This is a genomic window from Mesorhizobium loti (assembly GCF_003148495.1).
GTDB lineage: Bacteria > Pseudomonadota > Alphaproteobacteria > Rhizobiales > Rhizobiaceae > Mesorhizobium > Mesorhizobium loti.
On record NZ_QGGH01000013.1, the window covers coordinates 73,294 to 93,276 of the forward strand.

Consider the following 19,983-nt stretch of genomic DNA (forward strand, 5'->3'; position numbering starts at 1 on the left):
ACGCTAGGTGATCTCGCAATAGAAATCGCAGATTAGATCGGCGACTTTTACAGCTTCGAAATCAGTCATGTGCGCCGCGTTCTCGGTAGCGACCGTCTCCAAGTCATCCTGATCAACCGCCAGAAGGTCCAGCAATTTTGCAAATTTGATTTTGAGTTCACGGTCACCGTCGAATTCATCGATCGTGACGTTCAGAATGTTTACGTTCGCCTCAATCAGCCTCGCTTGAATGCTATCCTCGGAGGCTGCCAGCGCCCGGATTGCACCGAAGAAGTGTTCACGGGCATTGGTATAATTGTCGTCCATTTTGGTACCTCTATGGGCAAAAGCGCGCCCTGGACGCGGGTGCGAACGGCGACGTACGCCTTTCACAGGGCAGGTGTCAACGACCCGTCTATGCACGCGTGTCATACAGGAAATGAAGCGGGACTTTACGATCCTACACGGGAAGCAGTTGCCGTAGGTGCAGTAAAGCTTGTGGTGCACTGCAATCAGTAACATCTATTCATAAATTTGGCACGTTTGTTGTTTATAACGAATTTAGGGATGGCGGGGGCCGAAGTAATGTATCGAAATGATGAAGAACTGTGCAATTGGGCGAGCACACGGGGCATCGCGATCTACCAACGCTCAAAGACTGTATGGATCGCGTCAGGTGGGTACAGGGGCCATGATTTTGAAGTTAAGGCACGTTCTCCATCGATTGCGCTCGCATTGTGGCTTGAGGCTGCTCAGTACAGAGGTTCAAGGTCTTATAGCGCTCCATGACCTTGGCACTGATAAGTTCTTTCAGCGAGGAGGATTACGCGGCGCTAGAGGCTTGGCGATTTGGAAGAGGCGGATGCCCAGCCGGGCAGCGGCGGTGCGCGAATTCCTTTCGTCTTGGGTTGGAATCCGTCGACTATTTGGAAGCGTCCCCCAATCTTAGGGGCTCGGATCAGTAGAGCAAGTCTGCGTACCGATAAGCGAAGACGCGCCCGCTGGCCTCGTCGGTCACCTCAAGGAAGTAGTCTCCCGTCCGGTGGAGCATCAAAGGTCGGCGTCTTGCCTCTTCCGCTGCACGGAAAGAGGTTGATGCCTCTGCGCGATACTCACGCGGCATCGGCCCTCGCCACAGAACCCGTGCTCAGAAGCTTGGCGTATTTGTCGAACAATGCCAATTTATTGGAGTAGGTGAGGTGCGTGACGTGATGGCAACCGTCGCAACGATGTTGAGCGGCAGACTTAAACCAGCGCCCAGGCTTTACGAAGCCACATCCGCATTCCGAGCATCGGAATTCCATCTCGACTAAGTTTAGGCTCTGAGAGAGAGGCATCGCGTCTCCTACAGCCGCTTGAACTCGGCGAGACCTAGCCGGATCCGCTGGCCTTCCGCGTAGGACAGGGCGAATGATTCCAGATCAAATGAGCGGGTGATTTCTTCGTCGTCGCCAACTATGCGGACGAACCACTCTCCGCAGGCTTCGATCACTTCAACGCAAGGCGGAACCTTGCCGTTCGGGTGCACGCTGTCCATCGTAGCCTCCCCTTAAAGCGGAATTTTAACTCCGCCAGGATCAGGCCGGCAAGCCTTGGTAAGATGCGTACATTGCCTAGGAACCGGCCGACGCCTGATGGTATTTTGTGCATCAGTGGGAACCCAACACCCCGCGAGTCCCGAAATCCCTAGGGCGCCCGCCGCCGCCGTGAATGGGGCGGCGGGATCACGTCCGGGCCGCAGGAAAGGAAGCACTAGCTAATCCTGCAGCAGGAGGCGAGGCTTGTGCTTCGTCTCTTCATGCCAGATGACTTGGCGCAGATCGCGCATGTCGACCATCTGCCCGCAACTGGGACAATTGTAGAAATGGTCGCGCTCGTCGGATACCGGCCATGCAGCTTGCCAGGGATCGGCGGGCCAAGATCTGATTGTTTCATCATCGGCTGCCCAGTGCCTTTGCCTCACGCTCCAGCGAATCACGGTCGTTGCCGTGCTTTCTCATAAGTTCCCGCACTTTAGGAATCGTAAGTTGGAACTTGCTGGCCAAATAGCCACCTCGTATTCTTGGTCGCCTGCTACGCGGTCGCGGTCACGAAAATCACGCTTGCTCTTGTCGTCTGCCATTGTCGGTTGCTCCTGGCGAAAACAACATCGAAGATCACACCGGGTTCCATTCGTTAGTCCCGAACATTCACTCGCGGACGTCGTGGAGAGGTTTGCGATAGCATCGACAATCCATAGTCACAAGTCCGCCTCCGTCGATCCGGACCGTTACCTTCTCGTCTTCCTCATCGACGCGCGTTGCAAAACCGCTGATATCGACCTTCTGTCCGGCCTTCGCCTTCTTCGCCGTGTCGATGGCAAGGGGAAAATTGTAGGAGGGAATGCTAACGCTCGACACGCCGTCGTCCATCACTTTCAGGACGGTGGCCGTCAGGGTGATCTCGTCGCCAACTCTCGGACCTCACGCCATTTTGTCGCTCGCTGCACCGGTATGGTGTCGAAACGGCGCGACAGCAGATATCGCAGCGGCCCATCGACCAGCCGGCTAAAGGCGAAATGCTACTCTGTGAACGAAGCGGGCAAGCCGGCCTTCGCTTTGATGGCAGAGCGGGGCACAGGACGCTATGTCGGGTCGGCGTTCATCGCCATGAACCGGGAAATGCGCGAACGGTTGTGGAAGCGTGTCCAGGACCATGCAGGGACGGCGCCGAAGGGCATGAAGCGGGCGGCGACGCAGTGGGTCAAGCTGGGCATCATCGGCCGCGTGAAGCACTTGCGCGGCGAGGAGGATTTGCAGCACGCTTCACTGCAGGACTTTCGTGGGGAATGAGGATGACCAGTCTGTCGGTCGGCTCCGCTTCGGAGAGAACGGTTGACAGTTTTCGAACTTGAGCGCCGAGTCCCCTGCGCGAATTATCGCACGACTGCTCAAAGGGAGGACCGTACATGGAACGCCTTAATCGCAGATCAGCCCTTAAATTTGGTCTCGCCGCGACCGCCGCGACCCCCGTATTTTTATTAGCAGCGCCGGCGGAGGCGGCAGCGCCCAGCTATAGCGCTACCGATGGCATGGACATGGGGCACGGGCGACGGATGGTGGAAGTCGGGGAACAGGAGTCACAGATCGGTGCTTATAAGAGCATCAAGATAATCGATGTGATTTACCAACCTGGAGCTTCGGATCCGGACGACCAGCCCATGATGGACATGGACATGATCTGCCACATCATTGCCGGGGAGTTCAAAATCGAGAAGAAAGGAATTCCGGCCTATACCGTCAAAGATGGCGGCATCTACAGCTGCGGCAAGGGAAAGTCAGATAAAGCCACCAACATCAGCAAGGTGGTTGGCATCCATCGAATTGCACTCTTGATCCCAGCTTAAGGTCTGCAACGGGGCATTCGCCACTGCCGGCGACTTTGTTGCCGAGCCGTTCGTGTGGCGGTGGCACGCTGCCACACGGCGGGCGTTATATGCTGCGCAAGATGCAACTGTGCATTATGAAGCCTGGCTGCCCAAATAGCCCTTGCCACCGAGATCGAGGCGAGGAATGTAATCCTCCCGTTGCGGCGATTCCTCAACCAAGGAGTTCGCCAAATGGTCAGATCAAAACCGTCAAAGCAATTATCCCAGGCTGAAATCGAGGGCTTTCTGGTGGCAGCGGAAGCGCTGCACCTAAGCATCATCAAGCCGTTCATATCGCTGCATTGCGACCACTACCGGCAGACGCGCCCCTTGCATGAGATGCTGTTGAAAAGCCGTGCGGGATGTCACCGGGCAGGAAGTCGAGTTCATCCCGTTGAACACCACAGGACCGGTTAGGCCGCCTCCCGGGCGGGTAGGCGCTGACTAAGGGACTTCGGTCTTAGTTGAGCGATAGCTAACGAAACCCTATCCTGGTCAGAACGATTCGCTCGGTGCCCGCCCATCCGAAGGCAGCCCATGAAGAATTACCGCGTTGAGGAAATGGACGGGGAATCCATTGTTTCGACGTTCGACGCAAAGGGTCGCACGCCTTTCGAGGCAGCAGAGGCAGCGTTAGGACAGAAGGTTACGCTGCGAGGCGCTTGCTGCAAGTGGATCCGCGTCACTGACCTTGTTGTGACGCTGCCAACCCGATTTCGACCTCGCTATTTTGAATTCAGACGTAGAGAAAGCGCTCTGACCGGCTAGCTCCGGAACGTTTCCCCTTCGAGACCGTTCGGTCGGGTGGGGAACAATCTGTGGTTGATGAACCAGGCAAGCCGCCGACCGATGGTAGAGGCACCATGGCCCGCCGTCTTGTCGACGAGACTGGCATTACCGAAGCACAAGCCCGCGAGCTTATCAGTTTCCTCGGGTTCAATTGGGCGTCCCTGGTGCGAGAGGCACGGATGTTGAAGAAGCCTTTGAACCCTTTAGGCGTAGCCGAGTTCTCAGCCGGCCTGTCCTGCTAATCGACCCGCCTGATCCGACCCTTTTCGAGACGGAACACCCCAGTGTTTCCACCTTGCTTCTCAAAGTCGGTCAGCAGTTCATCCCACGTCCCGAGGTACTTTCCGCAATCATCGCAAACAATCTGGGTTTCAGGTTTGGCGCCATCCGGGATTCTCAGTCGTATTGTGAGGCAATACGGGCATTCGAGGCGATGGTCCAGGTATTGCTGCTCGGGCATAATGCGCAGAATGCATCTGGATACCTGCAATCGCAAGATGGCCGGCGCCAAGGGTGGGAGCTATGGGATTCGGCGCCGGCCATGCGGACAACCAGGTCCGCCGCGTCTGAAGCTTGGTCGATTCTTCAGTTTGGCGTTATGGCGTGATCGCGGAAGCCCTATCCCCGCCCATCTGTCGTTGTGTCATCGTCAAACACATGGAAAGGCAGGTAGGCGTTTGTCTCAAGCCAATCCCGCAAAATCGCCGCGATGAGGTCGGGGCGGCTCATCTTCATCTCTGCGGCGATTGAGTTCAACGCATCCTCGGTCGGTGGTTCCAGAGGCACGCCAGCCATATTGCGGAGCATCAGGGCGGCCCGCCGAAGGATGATCTGCAAATCCGCCCGCGACATATCCGCGATGCGGTCGGCGGCACTCTCAAGCTCTTGGGCGATCGATATGCGGCTCATCTGAAACTCAAATCACCTTTTGTTGCCGTCACTCAATTCCCGTCGACTTTTCCCGCCCTGTGGAAGTCGGAGAGCGTCGAAAAAAGGTGCTGCTCTCGCTGCTGGCCTGCGTCAGACCTTACCGAAGCGGTGGGCGAATGGAACCGGAGATGACGATGAACGGTAATTTCCCAACTTAAGGCCTTGAGAACCATGTTAACGTTGATCGCATACTGCACAGCCTGCCGAACCCGAATGTCCTTGAGCGCCTCGTTGTCCACGTTCATCCCAAGCCAGACATATCCGAGCCCAGGGTATTCCTTGAGCGTCGCCCCGGCGGTGCCGGAATCCCGCAGCCGCTTGATCGACGAAACGGGAACGTAGGTGAAATTCAGTTCGCCCGCCTCGAAAGCGATTTCGGCGGCGTTTTCATCGCCGATGGGAACCAACTCGATCCTGTCGAACGCCTGCTTGGTGCCCTTACGCGCATCGTTCTTCACGAGAACGGTCTTCTGGTTGGCCGCATCGCTGTCGAACTTGTAGGGGCCGCTCTCGGCTGCGCCGACAAGACTGGCAGGAGGGTTCTCGACGGAAAATCGCCTGAACCAGTTCCTTACTGAACCCGTTCAGGAATCTCACTCTTTCAGGCCAGGTCATGCCTGCCCTTGCCCGGTGCTCCGCTTCCGCCGAGGAGGCGCCAAGATCGAATGTTGGTCTCCGCAGTCAGAGTCCGAGTGTCTGACCCACTTCGAGGTGAAGGAAAGCTGCCGACGAATTGCTGAAAGCTGCGTCATCGAACGCGTCGATGGCGGTTCCGTGGGCAACATCAACCAGGAAGGCGGCGGCACGCTCAACCTTGTCGGCCGCTTCTTCAACCTTGTCGAAACGCATCAGTACTCGATCATGGAGCATCGACAACCTCGCCGCGTGGTAGAGCGCGCTTCGCCGGCGACCATCCGAGTCGAGTAGTTCGAATAGCATTGTCATGGCACGAATCCGTTTTGCGTCCGCAATCCTTTCCATTAGAAATTATCACCTAGCTCCTTTGTTCCGCTTGCGGACCCAAGTGCTCCAAACACATGCAGCAGCTGAGGTGGCCGGATGACGGGGACAGCGGCGGACAGGACTGCCCAGCGGCAGTTATTTCTTGCAGCTTGGCATTTTTGTCATTGCTGCGTTCGCCTCCGCCTCTGTTTTGTATCTGGTCTTCGTGAGAGGGATAACCAGGGTTCCATCGGGCTTCTTCGTGACCACCTCACACTGCTTCGAGACCGCATCTTTCGCCACCCAATATTCAGTGGCTGCAAAGGCCGAAACAATAAACTGACCGATCACGCCAGCGGCGATTGCGCATTTTCGCATGTCGTTTGCTCCTTGGCTCAACACAGAACGTTCGGCCCCCATCCGCTGTTCCCACTCGCCTTTCATGCCACCAAACGCGGCGTCTGCCGCACTCAAATCCAGGTATGGTTCGACTGACCTGCCTTGAGGTAGAACTTCGCCTTATCCGGATCGAACACAGGCGCGTCAATGAATATTGGCGCGGGTGAGTTCTCGGAAGACTGAGCACCACAAACGGAAATCGGCTGGTCGACCCGCGAAGTGAGCTTCCATTGCACAGTAGGCCGCTGCGGTCTGCGCCTCCGAGCCATAGAGCTCCATTGCGGCATTTACTGCATCGGTAGGATCGACAAAAACTGACAGCCTCAGCGCCTCCCCTTTGTCTGTCCGTGGCATCGGGCAACACTTCCTTGTCTTCGGCGCCTTCGTGCCGGCGCGATTCCACAACTTGCGGCCCAACGGCTTAGTTGCGAGGGGGCTCGCAGCGAGGGCCGCTGGGCCTAACCGGCGGCATGTTGTTGGGATGTGCTGCCGGCTGGTGAAGAAATATGTATTCCTGGGAATTTTAGTGAAACATGCGAACGAAGGAAGGGCAGAGCCCGCTGGGCCGGGCTTTTACCATTTCGGTCGAGGGTGTGACCGGCATGGCAGCCCCTGCCGTGGCCTCACTGTTCAACGCCTATTGGCACGACATCTGGCGCGTGCTGCGTGGCGGGGTGAGGAACCTTGAATGTCCGAAGTGGTTTGTCTTCAAAAAGGAGAACCACGCCATGCATCCCAAATCATCTCTCGATATGCCCGGCCCCGACCCCCGCAAGGACACAGACCGGGGGAGTCGCGAAGCCGTCGTCAAAACGGCGGACAAGACCAACGACTGGCATCGTGATCAGGTCCATGGTGAGGGCGAGACTATCGGCATCGAACCCGACCGCGACGACAATCTCGCAACAGCCCAAACGAATACCGGTATCGAAATGGATGGCGTCGAGGAAGACGATGACAACGCTTATCAGAACAGCGACGACGCCTTGCCTGACGATGAAGAGGAGGCCGCCATAGCCCGTCATCCCACCCGGGAAGGTCGGTTTGACGAGACATAGTTACCGGGCGCCTTTCAAGGCTATGTAGCGGGCTGGACGAGTTGCGCCAACATTATTTGGCGCCGTCTACGGTACACGGGATATACCGCTGCCTTGGTCGGCTTTTTGTGCAACGTGTCTGCAGTTGTGGAACATTGTCACGCCGACGAAATTGGTTACATGCACTGACCCACAGAGTGCTTCACCATGAGACCTTGCCCGCCGCCGAATGGTGGCGGGCTTTTAATTTCACGTTAGGGCGACTGGCTACTTGCTGATGATCCAGTCAACCAAGCCTGCTTCGGTCTGATCGCATCCGGTAAATTCGAATACCAGGCTCCTAGCCAGATTGCGCCATTGGGCCTCTGGTACCTTCGTTTCCAGGATCAAATCTCGAAATACAGAGCGGAGGATGTCCGCATCGAAGGCCGAGACAACAACGGGAACCGGGCCTGTATCCTCCCAAGCTCGCGCCATGTCGTCGCGATGACGTTCACGAAGGCGCCTCAGGAGATCTCGTGACGTTTGGATAGACTTCCGGGATCGTTCCATGTCCCCAAGGAATCCGGCAGTTCCTGCCATCGTGTGCTGCCTAACGAGAGCGGCCGCTTCGATGACCGCTTTTGCGCTATCTAAATGTGGTTGAACCATCGCGGCCTCCCTTCCGACGAAGGGAATATTTTTACTCTCTTTTGAGGGTTACCCCAGGGAGATTCTCTGTACGGTTTTAACCAAGCAATTGCCGGCCCATTAGTTCGCTCTAACTCAGCCAAGTGGCAATCCCCTCAAAGTTGCCGCAGTGGCCGGCGCTAGTTTCACTATTGTTCTCACCGGGCAATAACGCGCCGGCCATTTCCGAATCGGATTTGTCAGCACTAGGATGTTTGAGCGGCAACCCGCGAGGGGCTCGGCGCATGTCCCTGTCGGGGCCGTTGTAACTCTTTTGAGACTGTGAATTCCTACGATAGCGCTCGAAGATAGACAGCTTTTTTGCATAGCCGATGCGGACCGAAACCCCGCAGCTATCGCATCTGAACGCGCCGATCGTTCGGAGCCAGGAGCCGAGTCTGACCATTGGATGCGAACAAGCCGGGCACTGAAACTCCATTGGCATGTCGCGTAGATCATCGGATAAAGGCATGTGCAGTTCCCCTGACGCGGTGCCCTGTCGGGCTCCGGTTAAGCTAAGCCGAGAACAACCGGAATGGAGGAATGTTCCGGGCATGGTCTTTTGGCTGACTGGCAATGGACTTCAGTCTTATGCGATGCCATCTGCGCCGGCCGGCGGGGCCTATCTTATTCTTTACGAGGAAACTGGATGATCTCGGCGCTATCTTCGAGTTCCAGCGGCTCGTGCCATGGCTCCCCATGGCGCAAATCGCGCTGATCGACCTTCTGCCCGCAAGAGGGGCATGATAGAAATGCTGATCTTCCGGGATATCCTCACCGCCGTACAGCGTGCCGGGAATTGGAGGGCCAAGGTCTGACAGCTTCGTCATAGGCTGAAACTGTACTCGAAGACGTGGCCGCGCTTTTCGTCCGTGACCCGGATCCACACTGGCTCGCTGGTGCGCAACGTGACTTCGCGCTCGGTTGCTTCCCTAGCGGCCTTCAAAGGCGTGGTCGCATTGACGATGTGGGCCGCTGTGACGCTGTCGCCGTCCATTTCCTCGACATGATATTTCGGCACCAGCGCGCTCCTAAAGGCTGTCCAACCGAACAACGTGCGGCCCTTGGCTTTGTTGCGGCCACGGGGGCAACATTTCGGATTCTGGAACTATTTTCAGCCTTAGCTAATTCAATCGCGGCTGCCGCGTTCCGTCCTGGCACGGCTGCTGATCTTGGTGTCTTGGGAGGCCCGCGTCCGCTGGGCGCGGGCGATACAAGAGTCCGCGTCATAGCAATGGTCAGTTCGGTCACCAGCCAGAATGGAAAGCGCCGCGGTGCGCAAAGCGCTCGACCGCCATAAGGTCTACATCACCGCGCGGCGCTTCTCAGGTAGTGATTCTAGGATGTCTGACAGTCCGATTTTCGGGCGGATCCGCTTCTTGAACGATCTGTCAGGGCGACCAAGTCGTCACTGCCCGGTTCGGATCTTAAGCAAGGCGGCCCATCACGAAGTTGCTGACCGAAGCCTGGAGGTCGCCGCTGATGGCATCTGGGTGCCACGCGGCAGTCATAGGCGCGGCAACGTTGCGGCCTTCTCCCCACGGTTGCACCGCGTTTTCGCAATCGTTCATCCGATGACATGGCGCTAGGTTGAGGTATGTGTCCAGATGCTTTCACCGTTCACCATCGTTCAGGCGGTCGCACAAAAGCAGTTGTGAACTCTAGGGCCCAGGAACGAAATTTGCCAGAATGGAACTTTTGTCGGCGGTGGGTGATGGCGTTTTTCGATTTCCCGGAAGATCGAGCTCTATCCAAGCTGGCGCATGATCGCTCGGCTTTTCCCAAGCTCGCAAGGCAGCATCGACGCCGGCATCACGTAAGCTGGTCGAAAGGGCTGGGCTGAGGAGGAGATGGTCCATGCGCAGGCCTGAGCTGCGGTCATAACCGCCCCCGTAGGAGAAGTTCCAATAGGTGTAGATGCCTTTCTCCGGATGGATGCGACGGACGGCATCGATCCAGCCGTCACCAAGCATTTTGGCATAGGCTCGCCGGCTCTCCGGAAAGTAGACTGCGTCGCCCACCCAACGTCTTGGGACCGCGGCATCGATCGGCGTTGGCACGACATTGTAATCGCCGCAAAGAACGGTTGTGACACCTTCTGTGAGCAGTAACTGGCTGTAGCTGATCAGACGGTCGAACCAGCGCAGCTTATAGTCGAATTTCGGGCCCGGCGCCGGATTGCCGTTTGGGAGATACAGGCATCCCACGACGACCCCATCCACCTCGGCCTCTATGTAGCGGCTGTGAGTGTCACCAGAATCCCCCGGCAGGCCGCGTCGACGTTCCAGCGGCATTTTTCCCCGGGCTAGTATGGCTACACCATTGTAGGATTTTTGTCCGTGCCAGATCGCGCCGTAGCCAGCGTTCCTAATGGCTTCGGCAGGAAATTTCTCATCCGACGTCTTCAATTCCTGAAGGCACACGATGTCATAGTCGTGCTGGCCCAGCCACTTGATGAGCACGGGCAGACGTCCGTTCACGCCGTTCAAGTTGAAGGTTGCGATGCGGATCATCTGGAGTTCTCAAGAAACCTTGCCGATATGAACATGAAGTTGTCAGTGGTCTTTCCAGGGCTGAGCGGCCTCGCCAACCTGAGGCATCGTTCATCCATCGGCTCTCCTTAACCGCCCAGCGCGGGGAAAGTTCACAGCGCCGCTCCCGAGCATTGGGCATCATTCAGGCGCCATATTTCTGCGGCGTGTCGTTTAATGAACCTTAGGGCTGGCGCGGCGTTCCATCCAGCCAACTCGGTTGATGCACTATGACGGATTCCAACGCCGGTCCCGCGCCCCAGAAACAGGACGCAATTGGTGCCGAAGCTCGCTTTTCATACGATCGAATGGCGGTCGAGCGGTTTCAGCAAGCATTTCCGCGTGCCAGATGGAGCGACGAGCGCAAGAGCTGGTTCGTACCCGGAAAGACTGCAGCCCAGCGGATCGACCGCTGGCTGGCGCAAGAGGCGGCGTTGCGAGTACCTCATGACGATAGTAAGGGACGAGATGCCTTCGCCTTCGAGCCAATCTCAAGCCGGTATCTGGACATCGCGGACGACCTGCGCGTCCGCACGCCCTATTCGAGGACTGTGCTTGAAGAACTGCGCGCTGTCCCGTGGGCGAGTTGGGACGATGAATTGCGGGCCTGGAGAGTTCCATTCCGCTCATATGAGGCTCTCCGGGCACGATGGCCAAGCATCGAACGGGCTGCCCAGCATGCCGAACCGGAGGAAAGAAAACGGCGACGTGCGGCCGCCAGAAACACCGAAGCCTGTAGAGCCGCACAACAGCGGGCTGGTGAACGCCGGCGCCACCGCTACCCGTTGCCAGCTCAGGATCTACCTACCTTGGGCCGCGCCGTCGCCACCGAGCAGTACGGGATTGTCGTCTTCAGCGAATTTGCCGGTGAACTCGTTGAGCTGTCAGACGCAGCCGCCTTCTATCCCCACGCCTTGCCTGCAAGTGGTGACTTCGTTTGGGGTAACTGGCGTTCGGCAACCCTGGCCGAACTTGTGAGCACATGGCCTGCTCGATCAGCCGCCGGGCCGACTGAACGCTTAAGAGGCTGGTGGAGGCCAACCCTTGCTGAACTGAGAGTTGCCCGTCGAAAGGCTCGCAGCAGGGAGCACAGGAGGCGAAGTCACGCGCCGTAAATCCGTGCTCACATTCGTTTCGTTATCCGCGCATTGCTCAAGTCGCCGAGCCTTGGAGTAGCTCGGTGCGCATAAGACCGCGCCCGATCGCCGGACTACGGCCGCGCACGAGAAGTTAAGCGCCAAAGCACATGGTTCGAATGCGCCCCCGTTCGACAAGAGCTCATCGTGGATTAGCCCGACTGTGCAGACGCTCCAGCGTCGTCGCCATGGCCGCCACTTCGTCGCTCATGCTTATCGCCTGTCCAAGTCTAGGGCACTATCATGGAACGACTCTGCCTTGGGATGCCGGGCCGAGACCGCGTGGTTGCCAGCTATGGCGAACCGACACGCCATGCAGGGCTGCCGCAGCTCCGCGTGGCCGGGTAGCTCCTAAAGTCGAGCAGCCAAAGTACCCCAGCAATTGCGACCGCCAAACTATGTGAACCAGCGACCGTGGTAGGCGAAGGTGCCGTGAACCTACCAGCCCTGTCGATCGTACCAGTCATCGACGTCACGCCGGACGCGATCCTTCTCAATGCCGTAGCGTTCCTGGATTATGCCTTCGAGCTGATCGCGCTTACCCGCGATGCGGTCGAGATCATCATCAGTGAGCTTGCCCCACTGCTCCTTCACCTTCCCCTTGACCTGCTTCCAATTTCCTTCGACCCGGTTCCAATCCATGGTAGCGACCTCCGTTTCACGGTGAAAGACTGCGTTTCACGGTGAAACGGTCTTGTGGCCGTGGGGTTCCACGGGACCACGAACCTGCCGGCGCGCGTTTCGCGGGCGATAGGACTTAAGCTAATCGTAAAACGCACGGAACAGCTTGACGGTGGTTGCGGCCATTGTGAGGCAGCGCGAGCGCTCCGGGGCACTCCACACGCCGCGCAGTGATCGCGAGCGAGGATTGGGTGACCGGTTCGAAGTCGATCTCAAGTTGCCGCCTGCGAGCGAAGTGCCGTTTCGGCCCATTGGCAATCGGTGAAATGTTGTCGGAACTTTCGTCCATCCTGCAGGAGGCTCCGTGAAGTGGCGGTTGCGTTGGCGCCTATTTCGCTGGGTGCCGGTGGTTATGCTTCACATCTCCGTCGACAGATCGGGAACCACCACAATGTCACAGGCAAACGTGCTGCCGGAGATGAAAGTTAAAGCCCCCGGCGCATCACTAGCGCCGAGGGCTTCGAGGCATGTACTATCTACCTGTCATGTCCGCATATGATCGTGGCCTAATATGATGGATGAACCATGAATGGCCACCTTCCAGCCCTAGGTCATGACTGGTGCGGCGAGAGCCATTGGAAGGACCATGATGACCCGGAAACTCGCAAGCTCATGAAACCTCAGTGTTCACGCAATTGCGCCAAAAGGGTTACCAAGGATGTCCTGCCGGATGACTTTTGCGTCGGTCGTGACGGCCGTGGGGATAGATTTTCACTATGGGCAGACCGGCTGCTGTGAGGCGTGAAAGTGCTTCAATTTGCAATTTGAGGTGGCCGACTATTTTCGCACAAGCCATTCCAGCAACGCGGGATCGATGTCATCGCTCCCAGTGAAGTCGCGGATAAAGTCGGCGGCCAGTGCCCGCCATCTGTCTTCAGGGATATTCTCTTCGATGACGGATTTTACCTTTCAACACATAGAGATGCTGATTTCGGCGGCCATGATCTACTGGATGCCGTCGATCTGCCTCGAACTGATTCAGGCGCGGATCGAGCGGCATTGCCACAGGAGCAAGGTGCGATGAGCGCTCAGGCCATTATTGAAGCCAAGGCCATATCAAATGGTATGCTCAGTTCCACGCGCTGAAGGACATCAATCTGACGGTCCACAAGGGCGAACGCATCGTCCATCTGCGGGCCATCCGGCTCAGGCAAGTCGACACTGATCCGTTGCTTCAATCGCCTCGAAGCGGTCTTCTGGCCGAGTGTGCGCGCCAGAAACATTAGCTCCCAAACGCCGATGACCGAGCCCAGCGAGGAATCCCTCAGCATCGAGATGAATTGGTTGCCTGTCGCGGAATGATGACCGGCAGAGCCTGCGGCAGGATGATGCGGCGCATAGTCAAGGCGAAGCCGAAGCCCATGGAGCGCGACGCCTCCCACTGGCCGCGATCGATGCTTTGTATGCCGGAGCGAAAGATCTCGGTCATGTACGCGCCGTAGCAGAGCGAAAGCGCCAGGATGCCGGCAGGCACCGCGTTGATGACGAAGCCGAGTTGCGGCAGGCCGAGATAAATCAGGTAAACCTGGATGAGCAGCGCAAGGCCGCGGAAGAAGGACGTGTAGAAGCTGGCGATGGCGTAGGCGAAACCATTGCTGGAAAGCTTGGCGACCGCGCCGGCGACCGCGATGACCGAAGCGATGACGATGGAAATCGCCGAGACGTAGAGCGTGGTGACAACGCCCTGGCTGATCAGGAACGGCAGCTTCTAGGGTGCATGTTCGGACCGGAACGCCGTCGCGCATGGTGTTGACTGACCCCAAGTTCAGCGGAATCCCGCCGCCCCATTCACGGCAGCGGCGGGTCGCCCCTGAGGTGGAGCTCACGGGCCGTTGGGATCCCGCTGCCGCATAAATTATTAGAGCGAGCTAAAATTCCGACAAGCTTCTGACCATCAACGCATCGGGTGGGTTCTACGCAATGTACGTATTTTTCAAAGCCTTGCAGGCCTGATCCTGACGGATTTAATCTTCCTTTTTAGGGGAGGCTGCGATGGATAGCGTGCAGCCGAAAGGCAAGGTCTCACCTTGCGTTGAAATGATCGAGGCATGCGGAGAGTGGTTCGTCCGCATAGTGTCGGATGACGGAGAACTTACCCATTCATTTGAGCATGAATCGCTCGCGATGGCATATGCGGAAGGCCAGCGAATAAGACTTCGCCTTGACAAGGTGGTGCGGCTCTAACGCCATGTTGCAGCGGAGTACCAACACAAAGTCGCTGCGCCTGTCGGCTAGCAGCCTTCGGCTTTCAGAGACCGCACCATACGCACAACAATTGGATCGTACGGTGTCTTTTCAAATCTGCTGTAATTGATTGTGAAAAGAGCGGCGCGGTCGTTGCAGACTTTAATGGCACGGACGTAACGGATTTCGCCATTCTTGACTCCCGAATAGCTAGCCCATTTCGGGGTGAGGCGCCGGTAGCTGAGCTGCCAGCCCGCCTTTTCGTCCTCCATCATCCGATGTTCGATCTCTGCGCGAAAGCTGGCCTTGCCGAGCCTTGCACCCCATACGGCAAGAAACGCGTTTCTTGGGCCCTGAAAAGCTGCACCCTGATCCTCATGCTGTGTCAGCACGAAACCAGGAGGAACATCGAACGTGAAGCCAAGCTGCCGGACGCCGAAGGGCTGCCACGCTTGAGCCTGAAGAAGCGTGGAGCAAAAAAGATAGGCGAATAGGCTCAGCACAAGACGTGGCATTGGCTTGGTCTATCATTGGTTCGAGGCCAGACGCTTCGGTCTCGCAGGCGCTTTAGTCGCGTCAAAAGTGGCCGGTAGCAGCAGTTGAGTCTCGGTCGAGGTCGTAGTTATTCGGTCAATCGGCTGGATAATCACCATCCGTCCGTGTCGTTCGGGCCATGGTATCCGACCCGAGAGGAAGAACAAAATTCCGACAATGCCACTGACGAGCAGCGCAGTGAACGTGTTTGCTATGACCTCGCCAAGCCGCACCCGAATCCTCCGCAAATGAGTACCCGCCACCCCCGTCTGGCGGGTACGACCGACGATGAAGGGACTAATAATCGGCGGTCGTTTCGAAACGGTCGGCGGCGCCAAATGTTGCCGAGTACGGACCTTTGCCGGCCACCGCTAGGACTTCAGTCGTAGTTGGGTAACAAACAGCGGGCGCCACTTTGTGCCCCGCAGCTATGTGCTGACGAAGCTGTTCCACCGAAGCCAATCCGGAGCGCTTGTCTGCTTTGGCAGTGGACACAAGATGGCAACCTGATCAGCGAAAATACCAGGCGCTTGAATACGTCGGCTCCACGGGAGAACTGCGCTCGCTGCACCACTTCAACAGGGTAGTTACATCTCCGCTTATCGGAACGCCGGCATTCGTGACGTCCAGATCGCTAAGCCGATGATGACGATCAATATCCAGAAGAGCGAATTGACGAGCATGCGAACGAGGTCGCGGTTTTGGTCTTTGGTAACGCCAAGCCGATCGGAGAGAATGTCGCCTGGCGCGATAAACAGCCAGAGTATGAACCGGCCGAGCCTTGCCATACCATTCCTTGCCTCTCCAGCAAGACAGGAAAGCACCATCGCGGGCGCAAGTCGAGGGGGCCATATCGAAACTGCCCGCTCACCAGCCGGGCGGAGCCAATTCGGCGGCCTCAGGCGGAAGCGCGCCTTGCTGCTCCCGCTATGAGATCTTCAACCTCTTGCTTGGGCACGGGCCTGGACAGCAAGAATCCTTGTAGCTGCTCGCAGCCGAGTTTGCGCAGAACATCGCACTGGCTCTGCGTCTCCACACCTTCCGCCGTGGTGCTGAGGCCAGTGGCGCGGGCCAGGTCGACTATGGCCTGAACAATAGCCTCGTCACCATTTGAGTGACCGAAGCCCTGCACAAAACTCCGATCGATCTTAATCCGATCGACGTCCAGGCTTTGCAGGCGTCCAAGCGAGGAAAATCCCGTCCCGAAATCATCAAGAGCAAAGCGCACGCCGATGCTGCGCAACGCTTCGATGTTTTGCCGGCACTCAGTCCGGTTTTGAGATAGCGTGCTTTCGGTAACCTCGAGTTCGAGCCGTCGAGGATCCATCTGAGTCTCCAGTAAGATGCTCGTCACCCTCATGGCGAAACTCGGATTGCTCAGCTGCAAAGCCGACACGTTCACTGCCAATGTCTCTATTGGCCAGTGCACAGCATCGAGACATGCCTGCCGGAGAACCAGCTCGCCCAGTTGTTCAACGAGCCCCGTTTCTTCGGCCAACGGTATGAACAAGTCGGGGGCAACCCAACCACGCTCCACATGCGACCAGCGAGCAAGGGCTTCAACGCCCGTCATCCTGTTTGTGTCTGCAGTGTATAGCGGTTGGTAGTGAACCTGGATCTGGCAGGGCGCTTGCAAAGCAGTGCGCAGGTCCTGTTCGAGACCCTTGCGCATTACCAGCGTCTGGTCCATCTCGGTTCCAAAGAATGCATAACCGCTGCGGCCGCCGGCTTTGGCGTGATACAGTGCAACGTCTGCTCTGCGCACCAACTCCACCCACTCCAATCCGTCCCTTGGAGCGAACGCTACGCCGACACTCACCCCCACAAAGAGCTGAGCTCCCGCGACTTGGAATGGCCGGCGAGCGGTCTCGAGCAAATGTTCGCACAATGTCTTGACCTCATCTTCGCCTGCGACCGAACGCTGGATGATGATGAATTCGTCGCCTCCCAAGCGCGCGACCGTATCTGCATCAGTGGTTAGCCGCCTCAGCCGGTCTGCGAACTCCCTAAGCAACTCATCGCCAGCGGGATGACCAAAGGTATCATTAACCTGCTTGAACCTGTCGAGGTCGAGGTAAAGAATTGCCAGCTGCTCTCCCGTCGAGGGCAGTCGCGATAGCGCGTCAGCCAAACGGTCGTTGAATTGGACACGATTGGGCAGCGCCGTGAGGAAGTCGTGGTGGGCGAGGTGAAAGATTCGACCTTCCGATTCAATCAGCTTCAAAGTTCGCCTGCGAAAGGCCCTCAGGGCTACACCGACACCGCCCAGCACCAGCGCGAATAAGGCGACGACAATTGGAAGCAGTTGAAAAAGGGCGAAGGTCCCGGGCCGATATGGCTGCCAGACGAAGAAGCCGATCGTCGAGCCAGATCGGTCGATGAGGGGATAAGATGTCTCTGCCGAGGCGAGCCTATTCGCCCAGGAGAAACGCGCCCCGTCGAGCAGATAATCCTGGCGCAGCAAGCTAAGGAAACCGCCATCGAGATATCGAATCGCGACGTGCAGAAACTCCTGACCCGGTATTTGCGCGATGTGGCCACTGTCGGAAACGACCGGCTTTATACTCACAATGGCAGGATGGCCCGAGACAACGGCCATATCGGAGGCACCTATCGTGAGCACCCGCTCCGTTACTCCCTCGGTGTCCCCACGTTTCAGTCTTGCCCTAAGATGAACGACAAGAGGCGCTGTCATCTGGCTAACGGAACGGTAGCTGGAGGACGCAGCAGTCGAGCCGTCGACGAATGCGTAGACCGGGGCGTCATTGGCGTCGAGAATGTAGACCTCGTCATGGCCAAAGTAGGTGTGCATCCAACTTCCGAGATTGGTATCGATCCATTTTGCGTCGCGGGTCCGCAGCGCATTGACCGCATCGTCCCAAACCGTGACGCTCTCCTGGTCATGTGCCACTCCGTTCTCCAGATTGGATACGATAAGGGCAACTAGGCTTTTCTGTCGCGACACGGCAACACTGTCAGTCTGGATAGCCGACCACAGCAAAAGTCCTGTGGTGACGGTAGCAACTACCAGCGTGAACATGATGATGGGCAAAGCCGTTCTCAACAGGAAGAGACGGCGGGTTGGTTCGCCAAAATGCCGTAGCGGTTTCATGAACCTCCTTTACAATAGGAAAGCTTCTGGACGGTTAAAAGGCACCGGTCGCTCGACAAGCTGCTCGGTGATATGTCGTGTCGCCGTCGCGCCTTGAAGGGGGCAAAGAGGGCTCGAATTTAGCGTTGCTGCGATTCGATCCGGGCCAGGCAGTGATTTGGCTGGACGAATCAAGCGTTGTGGCCGGGCTCGCGATGTTGCTCGGGTTCGACCCAAAAACGAGTACAACAAGGTCGCGAAGGCTGACCTTTACTCTGTTGCGCCGACCGCACTGAGAGCAAGTGCAGTTGATCGAACCAATGTGATCGCTCGGTTGCGTTGAGGCCGCCCTAGCGCCGGCCAGACGAGTGGATGCCGGACCGTCTGTCGCCCGTCCGCTGTGGTCCCCATGTCACGAAGCCGACGATATTTACCCGTTGTTCCATGACGACGCATGGCCAAGTTGGAACACAACGGCTCAAGGGACATTTGCTTGATGACAGGAGATGTCCATGCCAAAATTCCGCTTTGAGACCATCGATTCCGACCGCACGACGATATCCGAGGAAGAGTTGGCCAGCGCAGACCTCGCAAGTCCGCGCGCCATCGAAAAAGCTCACGCAGTGCTGCTTGCGCATCGAAGCGTCGATCAAACCGCGTCGATCACCAAGGTATATGATGAGGCCGGCTATCTGGTCGCCACCGTCAACTTCTCGGACGTGATGCGCGACGAATCCCGGCGGCAGCCGATCAGTGATCCGTTCCCCGAAGAGCCGGGCGTCATACGATCGGGCTGACTGTTCTGCGGGCTTTTCTTTGTCAGGGAGTGCAGTCGTCCGGCAGGTTCGATCGCCAGAGAACGCGCAATGCCACTTGTCACCGGAATCGCCTTCGCCCTCCTCATTTTGTTCATCGTCCTGTTTTTGACCCATGCCACGCGAGACCTGCAAAGCTCGCCGCTGTTTTGCCGCTTGAAACGCCGCTGTCATCATTGGGATTGCGACCACAGGCCTCGCACCACGAAACTTCACGACACTCGTATGCGCCGATCGCGCTGGTACCTATGATGGGAATGAGGGGAGGCTCAGAGTGCTTCGCCGAACCAAGAGATTTCAATTCCTTGATTTCCTCGTCGCGCCGCGCAATGCGGCTCTCGAGGTTGGCGAGGCGTTCGGTCAAAAAGTATCGTCCAACCACAAAACCGCCACTTGCAAAAAGGACAGCGCAGGTTGCAAACACCGTTGGATTGGCCACTACCAGCACCGAGTTGGTCTGGAAGAAATCGATGAGGTCTTGCATCGCTTCGGCTGCTCCTGAGGTGCGTTGTGACGCGTAAATTCCCAACGGCTCTGCTGCGGCCGCTCGCTCAGCAGGCGTTCATCGGCTTGCTCGACACGACGCCATTGGCAGAAGGCATCCCGGACTATCCGCCCGCACATGGTCCCAATCTGATCGGAACGATGTTCTGTCCGACCGGTCACGCCGCGCTGTCGCGACCTCACCGACCGCCTACTGCTAATCTACATCTCATCAAATAAGGAATATATTCCTCTATCGTCAAGAGCTTCCTGACTTCGATGTTCTTATTCTGTCCACCATCAGCTGAGCTGGAGGCGAACCAGGGAACTTCGTTTAGACCGATTGGGCAACCGAGCGCCTTGCGGAGGACATCCGG

General features: G+C 57.5%; 18 protein-coding genes and 5 pseudogenes. 8 read left to right on the forward strand and 15 right to left on the reverse strand.

Going from position 1 to position 19,983, the window contains the following annotated elements; translation table 11 throughout:
• Positions 1-3: 3 nt before the first annotated feature.
• The 3 genes from C8D77_RS29860 to C8D77_RS37790 all read right to left on the reverse strand — a co-directional run bounded on the left by C8D77_RS29860 (position 4) and on the right by C8D77_RS37790 (position 2,390).
• Positions 4-306, reverse strand: a complete 303-nt coding sequence (locus C8D77_RS29860) for a hypothetical protein (protein ID WP_109671012.1) — start codon at positions 304-306, stop codon at positions 4-6.
• 1,018 nt (positions 307-1,324) lie between these two features.
• The gene (locus C8D77_RS29870) at positions 1,325-1,516 is read right to left on the reverse strand and encodes a hypothetical protein (protein WP_109671016.1); all 192 of its coding nucleotides are present in this window, start codon (positions 1,514-1,516) and stop codon (positions 1,325-1,327) included.
• A gap of 652 nt (positions 1,517-2,168) precedes the next feature.
• Positions 2,169-2,390: a hypothetical protein gene (locus C8D77_RS37790; protein ID WP_164548508.1), complete on the reverse strand. Its 222-nt coding sequence runs from the start codon at positions 2,388-2,390 to the stop codon at positions 2,169-2,171.
• 156 nt (positions 2,391-2,546) lie between these two features.
• Here C8D77_RS37790 and C8D77_RS29885 point away from each other — a divergent pair, with 156 nt between their 5' ends.
• The 3 genes and pseudogenes from C8D77_RS29885 (at position 2,547) to C8D77_RS29895 (ending at position 3,833) form a co-directional block, all read left to right on the forward strand.
• Positions 2,547-2,810: a hypothetical protein gene (locus C8D77_RS29885; protein ID WP_245462992.1), complete on the forward strand. Its 264-nt coding sequence runs from the start codon at positions 2,547-2,549 to the stop codon at positions 2,808-2,810.
• A 116-nt stretch (positions 2,811-2,926) separates the two neighbouring features.
• Complete coding sequence (locus C8D77_RS29890) at positions 2,927-3,364, forward strand: hypothetical protein (RefSeq protein ID WP_109671018.1); 438 nt, start codon at positions 2,927-2,929, stop codon at positions 3,362-3,364.
• A gap of 213 nt (positions 3,365-3,577) precedes the next feature.
• A pseudogene (locus C8D77_RS29895) lies at positions 3,578-3,833 on the forward strand (hypothetical protein).
• A gap of 959 nt (positions 3,834-4,792) precedes the next feature.
• Here the strand turns inward: C8D77_RS29895 and C8D77_RS29905 are convergent.
• The 4 genes and pseudogenes from C8D77_RS29905 to C8D77_RS29920 form a co-directional block, all read right to left on the reverse strand.
• On the reverse strand, positions 4,793-5,083 hold the full coding sequence (locus C8D77_RS29905) for a hypothetical protein (protein ID WP_109671023.1): 291 nt from the start codon (positions 5,081-5,083) through the stop codon (positions 4,793-4,795).
• 32 nt (positions 5,084-5,115) lie between these two features.
• Positions 5,116-5,628, reverse strand: a pseudogene (locus tag C8D77_RS29910) (ABC transporter substrate-binding protein); the annotation flags it as partial.
• Between the two features lie 157 nt (positions 5,629-5,785).
• Positions 5,786-6,049 (reverse strand): hypothetical protein, encoded by a 264-nt coding sequence (locus tag C8D77_RS29915; RefSeq protein WP_109671187.1) that lies wholly within the window; start codon positions 6,047-6,049, stop codon positions 5,786-5,788.
• A gap of 153 nt (positions 6,050-6,202) precedes the next feature.
• On the reverse strand, positions 6,203-6,520 hold the full coding sequence (locus tag C8D77_RS29920) for a hypothetical protein (RefSeq protein ID WP_245951916.1): 318 nt from the start codon (positions 6,518-6,520) through the stop codon (positions 6,203-6,205).
• Positions 6,521-6,978: 458 nt separating this feature from the next.
• Here C8D77_RS29920 and C8D77_RS38120 point away from each other — a divergent pair, with 458 nt between their 5' ends.
• Positions 6,979-7,503 (forward strand): hypothetical protein, encoded by a 525-nt coding sequence (locus C8D77_RS38120; protein WP_206438844.1) that lies wholly within the window; start codon positions 6,979-6,981, stop codon positions 7,501-7,503.
• A 1,474-nt stretch (positions 7,504-8,977) separates the two neighbouring features.
• Here the strand turns inward: C8D77_RS38120 and C8D77_RS29945 are convergent.
• Both C8D77_RS29945 and xth read right to left on the reverse strand, forming a co-directional pair.
• On the reverse strand, positions 8,978-9,172 hold the full coding sequence (locus C8D77_RS29945; RefSeq protein ID WP_109671030.1) for a hypothetical protein: 195 nt from the start codon (positions 9,170-9,172) through the stop codon (positions 8,978-8,980).
• 640 nt (positions 9,173-9,812) lie between these two features.
• A complete protein-coding gene (gene xth, locus C8D77_RS29950) occupies positions 9,813-10,664 on the reverse strand; it encodes an exodeoxyribonuclease III (protein WP_109671033.1) in 852 nt (283 codons plus the stop codon).
• 248 nt (positions 10,665-10,912) lie between these two features.
• Between xth and C8D77_RS39135 the strand changes: the two genes are divergently transcribed.
• The gene (locus tag C8D77_RS39135) at positions 10,913-11,797 is read left to right on the forward strand and encodes a hypothetical protein (protein WP_109671035.1); all 885 of its coding nucleotides are present in this window, start codon (positions 10,913-10,915) and stop codon (positions 11,795-11,797) included.
• Positions 11,798-12,256: 459 nt separating this feature from the next.
• Here C8D77_RS39135 and C8D77_RS29960 read toward each other — a convergent pair whose 3' ends face one another.
• Positions 12,257-12,460, reverse strand: coding sequence for a CsbD family protein (locus C8D77_RS29960; protein WP_109671037.1), 204 nt, complete (start codon positions 12,458-12,460; stop codon positions 12,257-12,259).
• Positions 12,461-13,403: 943 nt separating this feature from the next.
• Between C8D77_RS29960 and C8D77_RS29965 the strand changes: the two are divergent.
• A pseudogene (locus C8D77_RS29965) lies at positions 13,404-13,523 on the forward strand (amino acid ABC transporter permease); the annotation flags it as partial.
• Positions 13,520-13,694: pseudogene (locus C8D77_RS38495) on the forward strand (ATP-binding cassette domain-containing protein); the annotation flags it as partial. The pseudogenes C8D77_RS29965 and C8D77_RS38495, both read left to right, overlap by 4 nt.
• Here the strand turns inward: C8D77_RS38495 and C8D77_RS29975 are convergent.
• From C8D77_RS29975 to C8D77_RS29995, 4 genes and pseudogenes are all read right to left on the reverse strand, one after another.
• A pseudogene (locus tag C8D77_RS29975) lies at positions 13,690-14,207 on the reverse strand (amino acid ABC transporter permease); the annotation flags it as partial. The pseudogenes C8D77_RS38495 and C8D77_RS29975 overlap by 5 nt on opposite strands.
• A gap of 523 nt (positions 14,208-14,730) precedes the next feature.
• Complete coding sequence (locus C8D77_RS29985) at positions 14,731-15,198, reverse strand: hypothetical protein (RefSeq protein ID WP_109671042.1); 468 nt, start codon at positions 15,196-15,198, stop codon at positions 14,731-14,733.
• A gap of 618 nt (positions 15,199-15,816) precedes the next feature.
• A complete protein-coding gene (locus tag C8D77_RS29990) occupies positions 15,817-16,005 on the reverse strand; it encodes a hypothetical protein (RefSeq protein WP_109671044.1) in 189 nt (62 codons plus the stop codon).
• Between the two features lie 110 nt (positions 16,006-16,115).
• Positions 16,116-18,329: a putative bifunctional diguanylate cyclase/phosphodiesterase gene (locus C8D77_RS29995; RefSeq protein WP_109671046.1), complete on the reverse strand. Its 2,214-nt coding sequence runs from the start codon at positions 18,327-18,329 to the stop codon at positions 16,116-16,118.
• A gap of 491 nt (positions 18,330-18,820) precedes the next feature.
• Here C8D77_RS29995 and C8D77_RS30000 point away from each other — a divergent pair, with 491 nt between their 5' ends.
• Complete coding sequence (locus C8D77_RS30000) at positions 18,821-19,105, forward strand: hypothetical protein (RefSeq protein ID WP_126067728.1); 285 nt, start codon at positions 18,821-18,823, stop codon at positions 19,103-19,105.
• Positions 19,106-19,217: 112 nt separating this feature from the next.
• Here C8D77_RS30000 and C8D77_RS38500 read toward each other — a convergent pair whose 3' ends face one another.
• The gene (locus C8D77_RS38500) at positions 19,218-19,607 is read right to left on the reverse strand and encodes a hypothetical protein (protein WP_245462990.1); all 390 of its coding nucleotides are present in this window, start codon (positions 19,605-19,607) and stop codon (positions 19,218-19,220) included.
• Between the last annotated feature and the right edge of the window lie 376 nt (positions 19,608-19,983).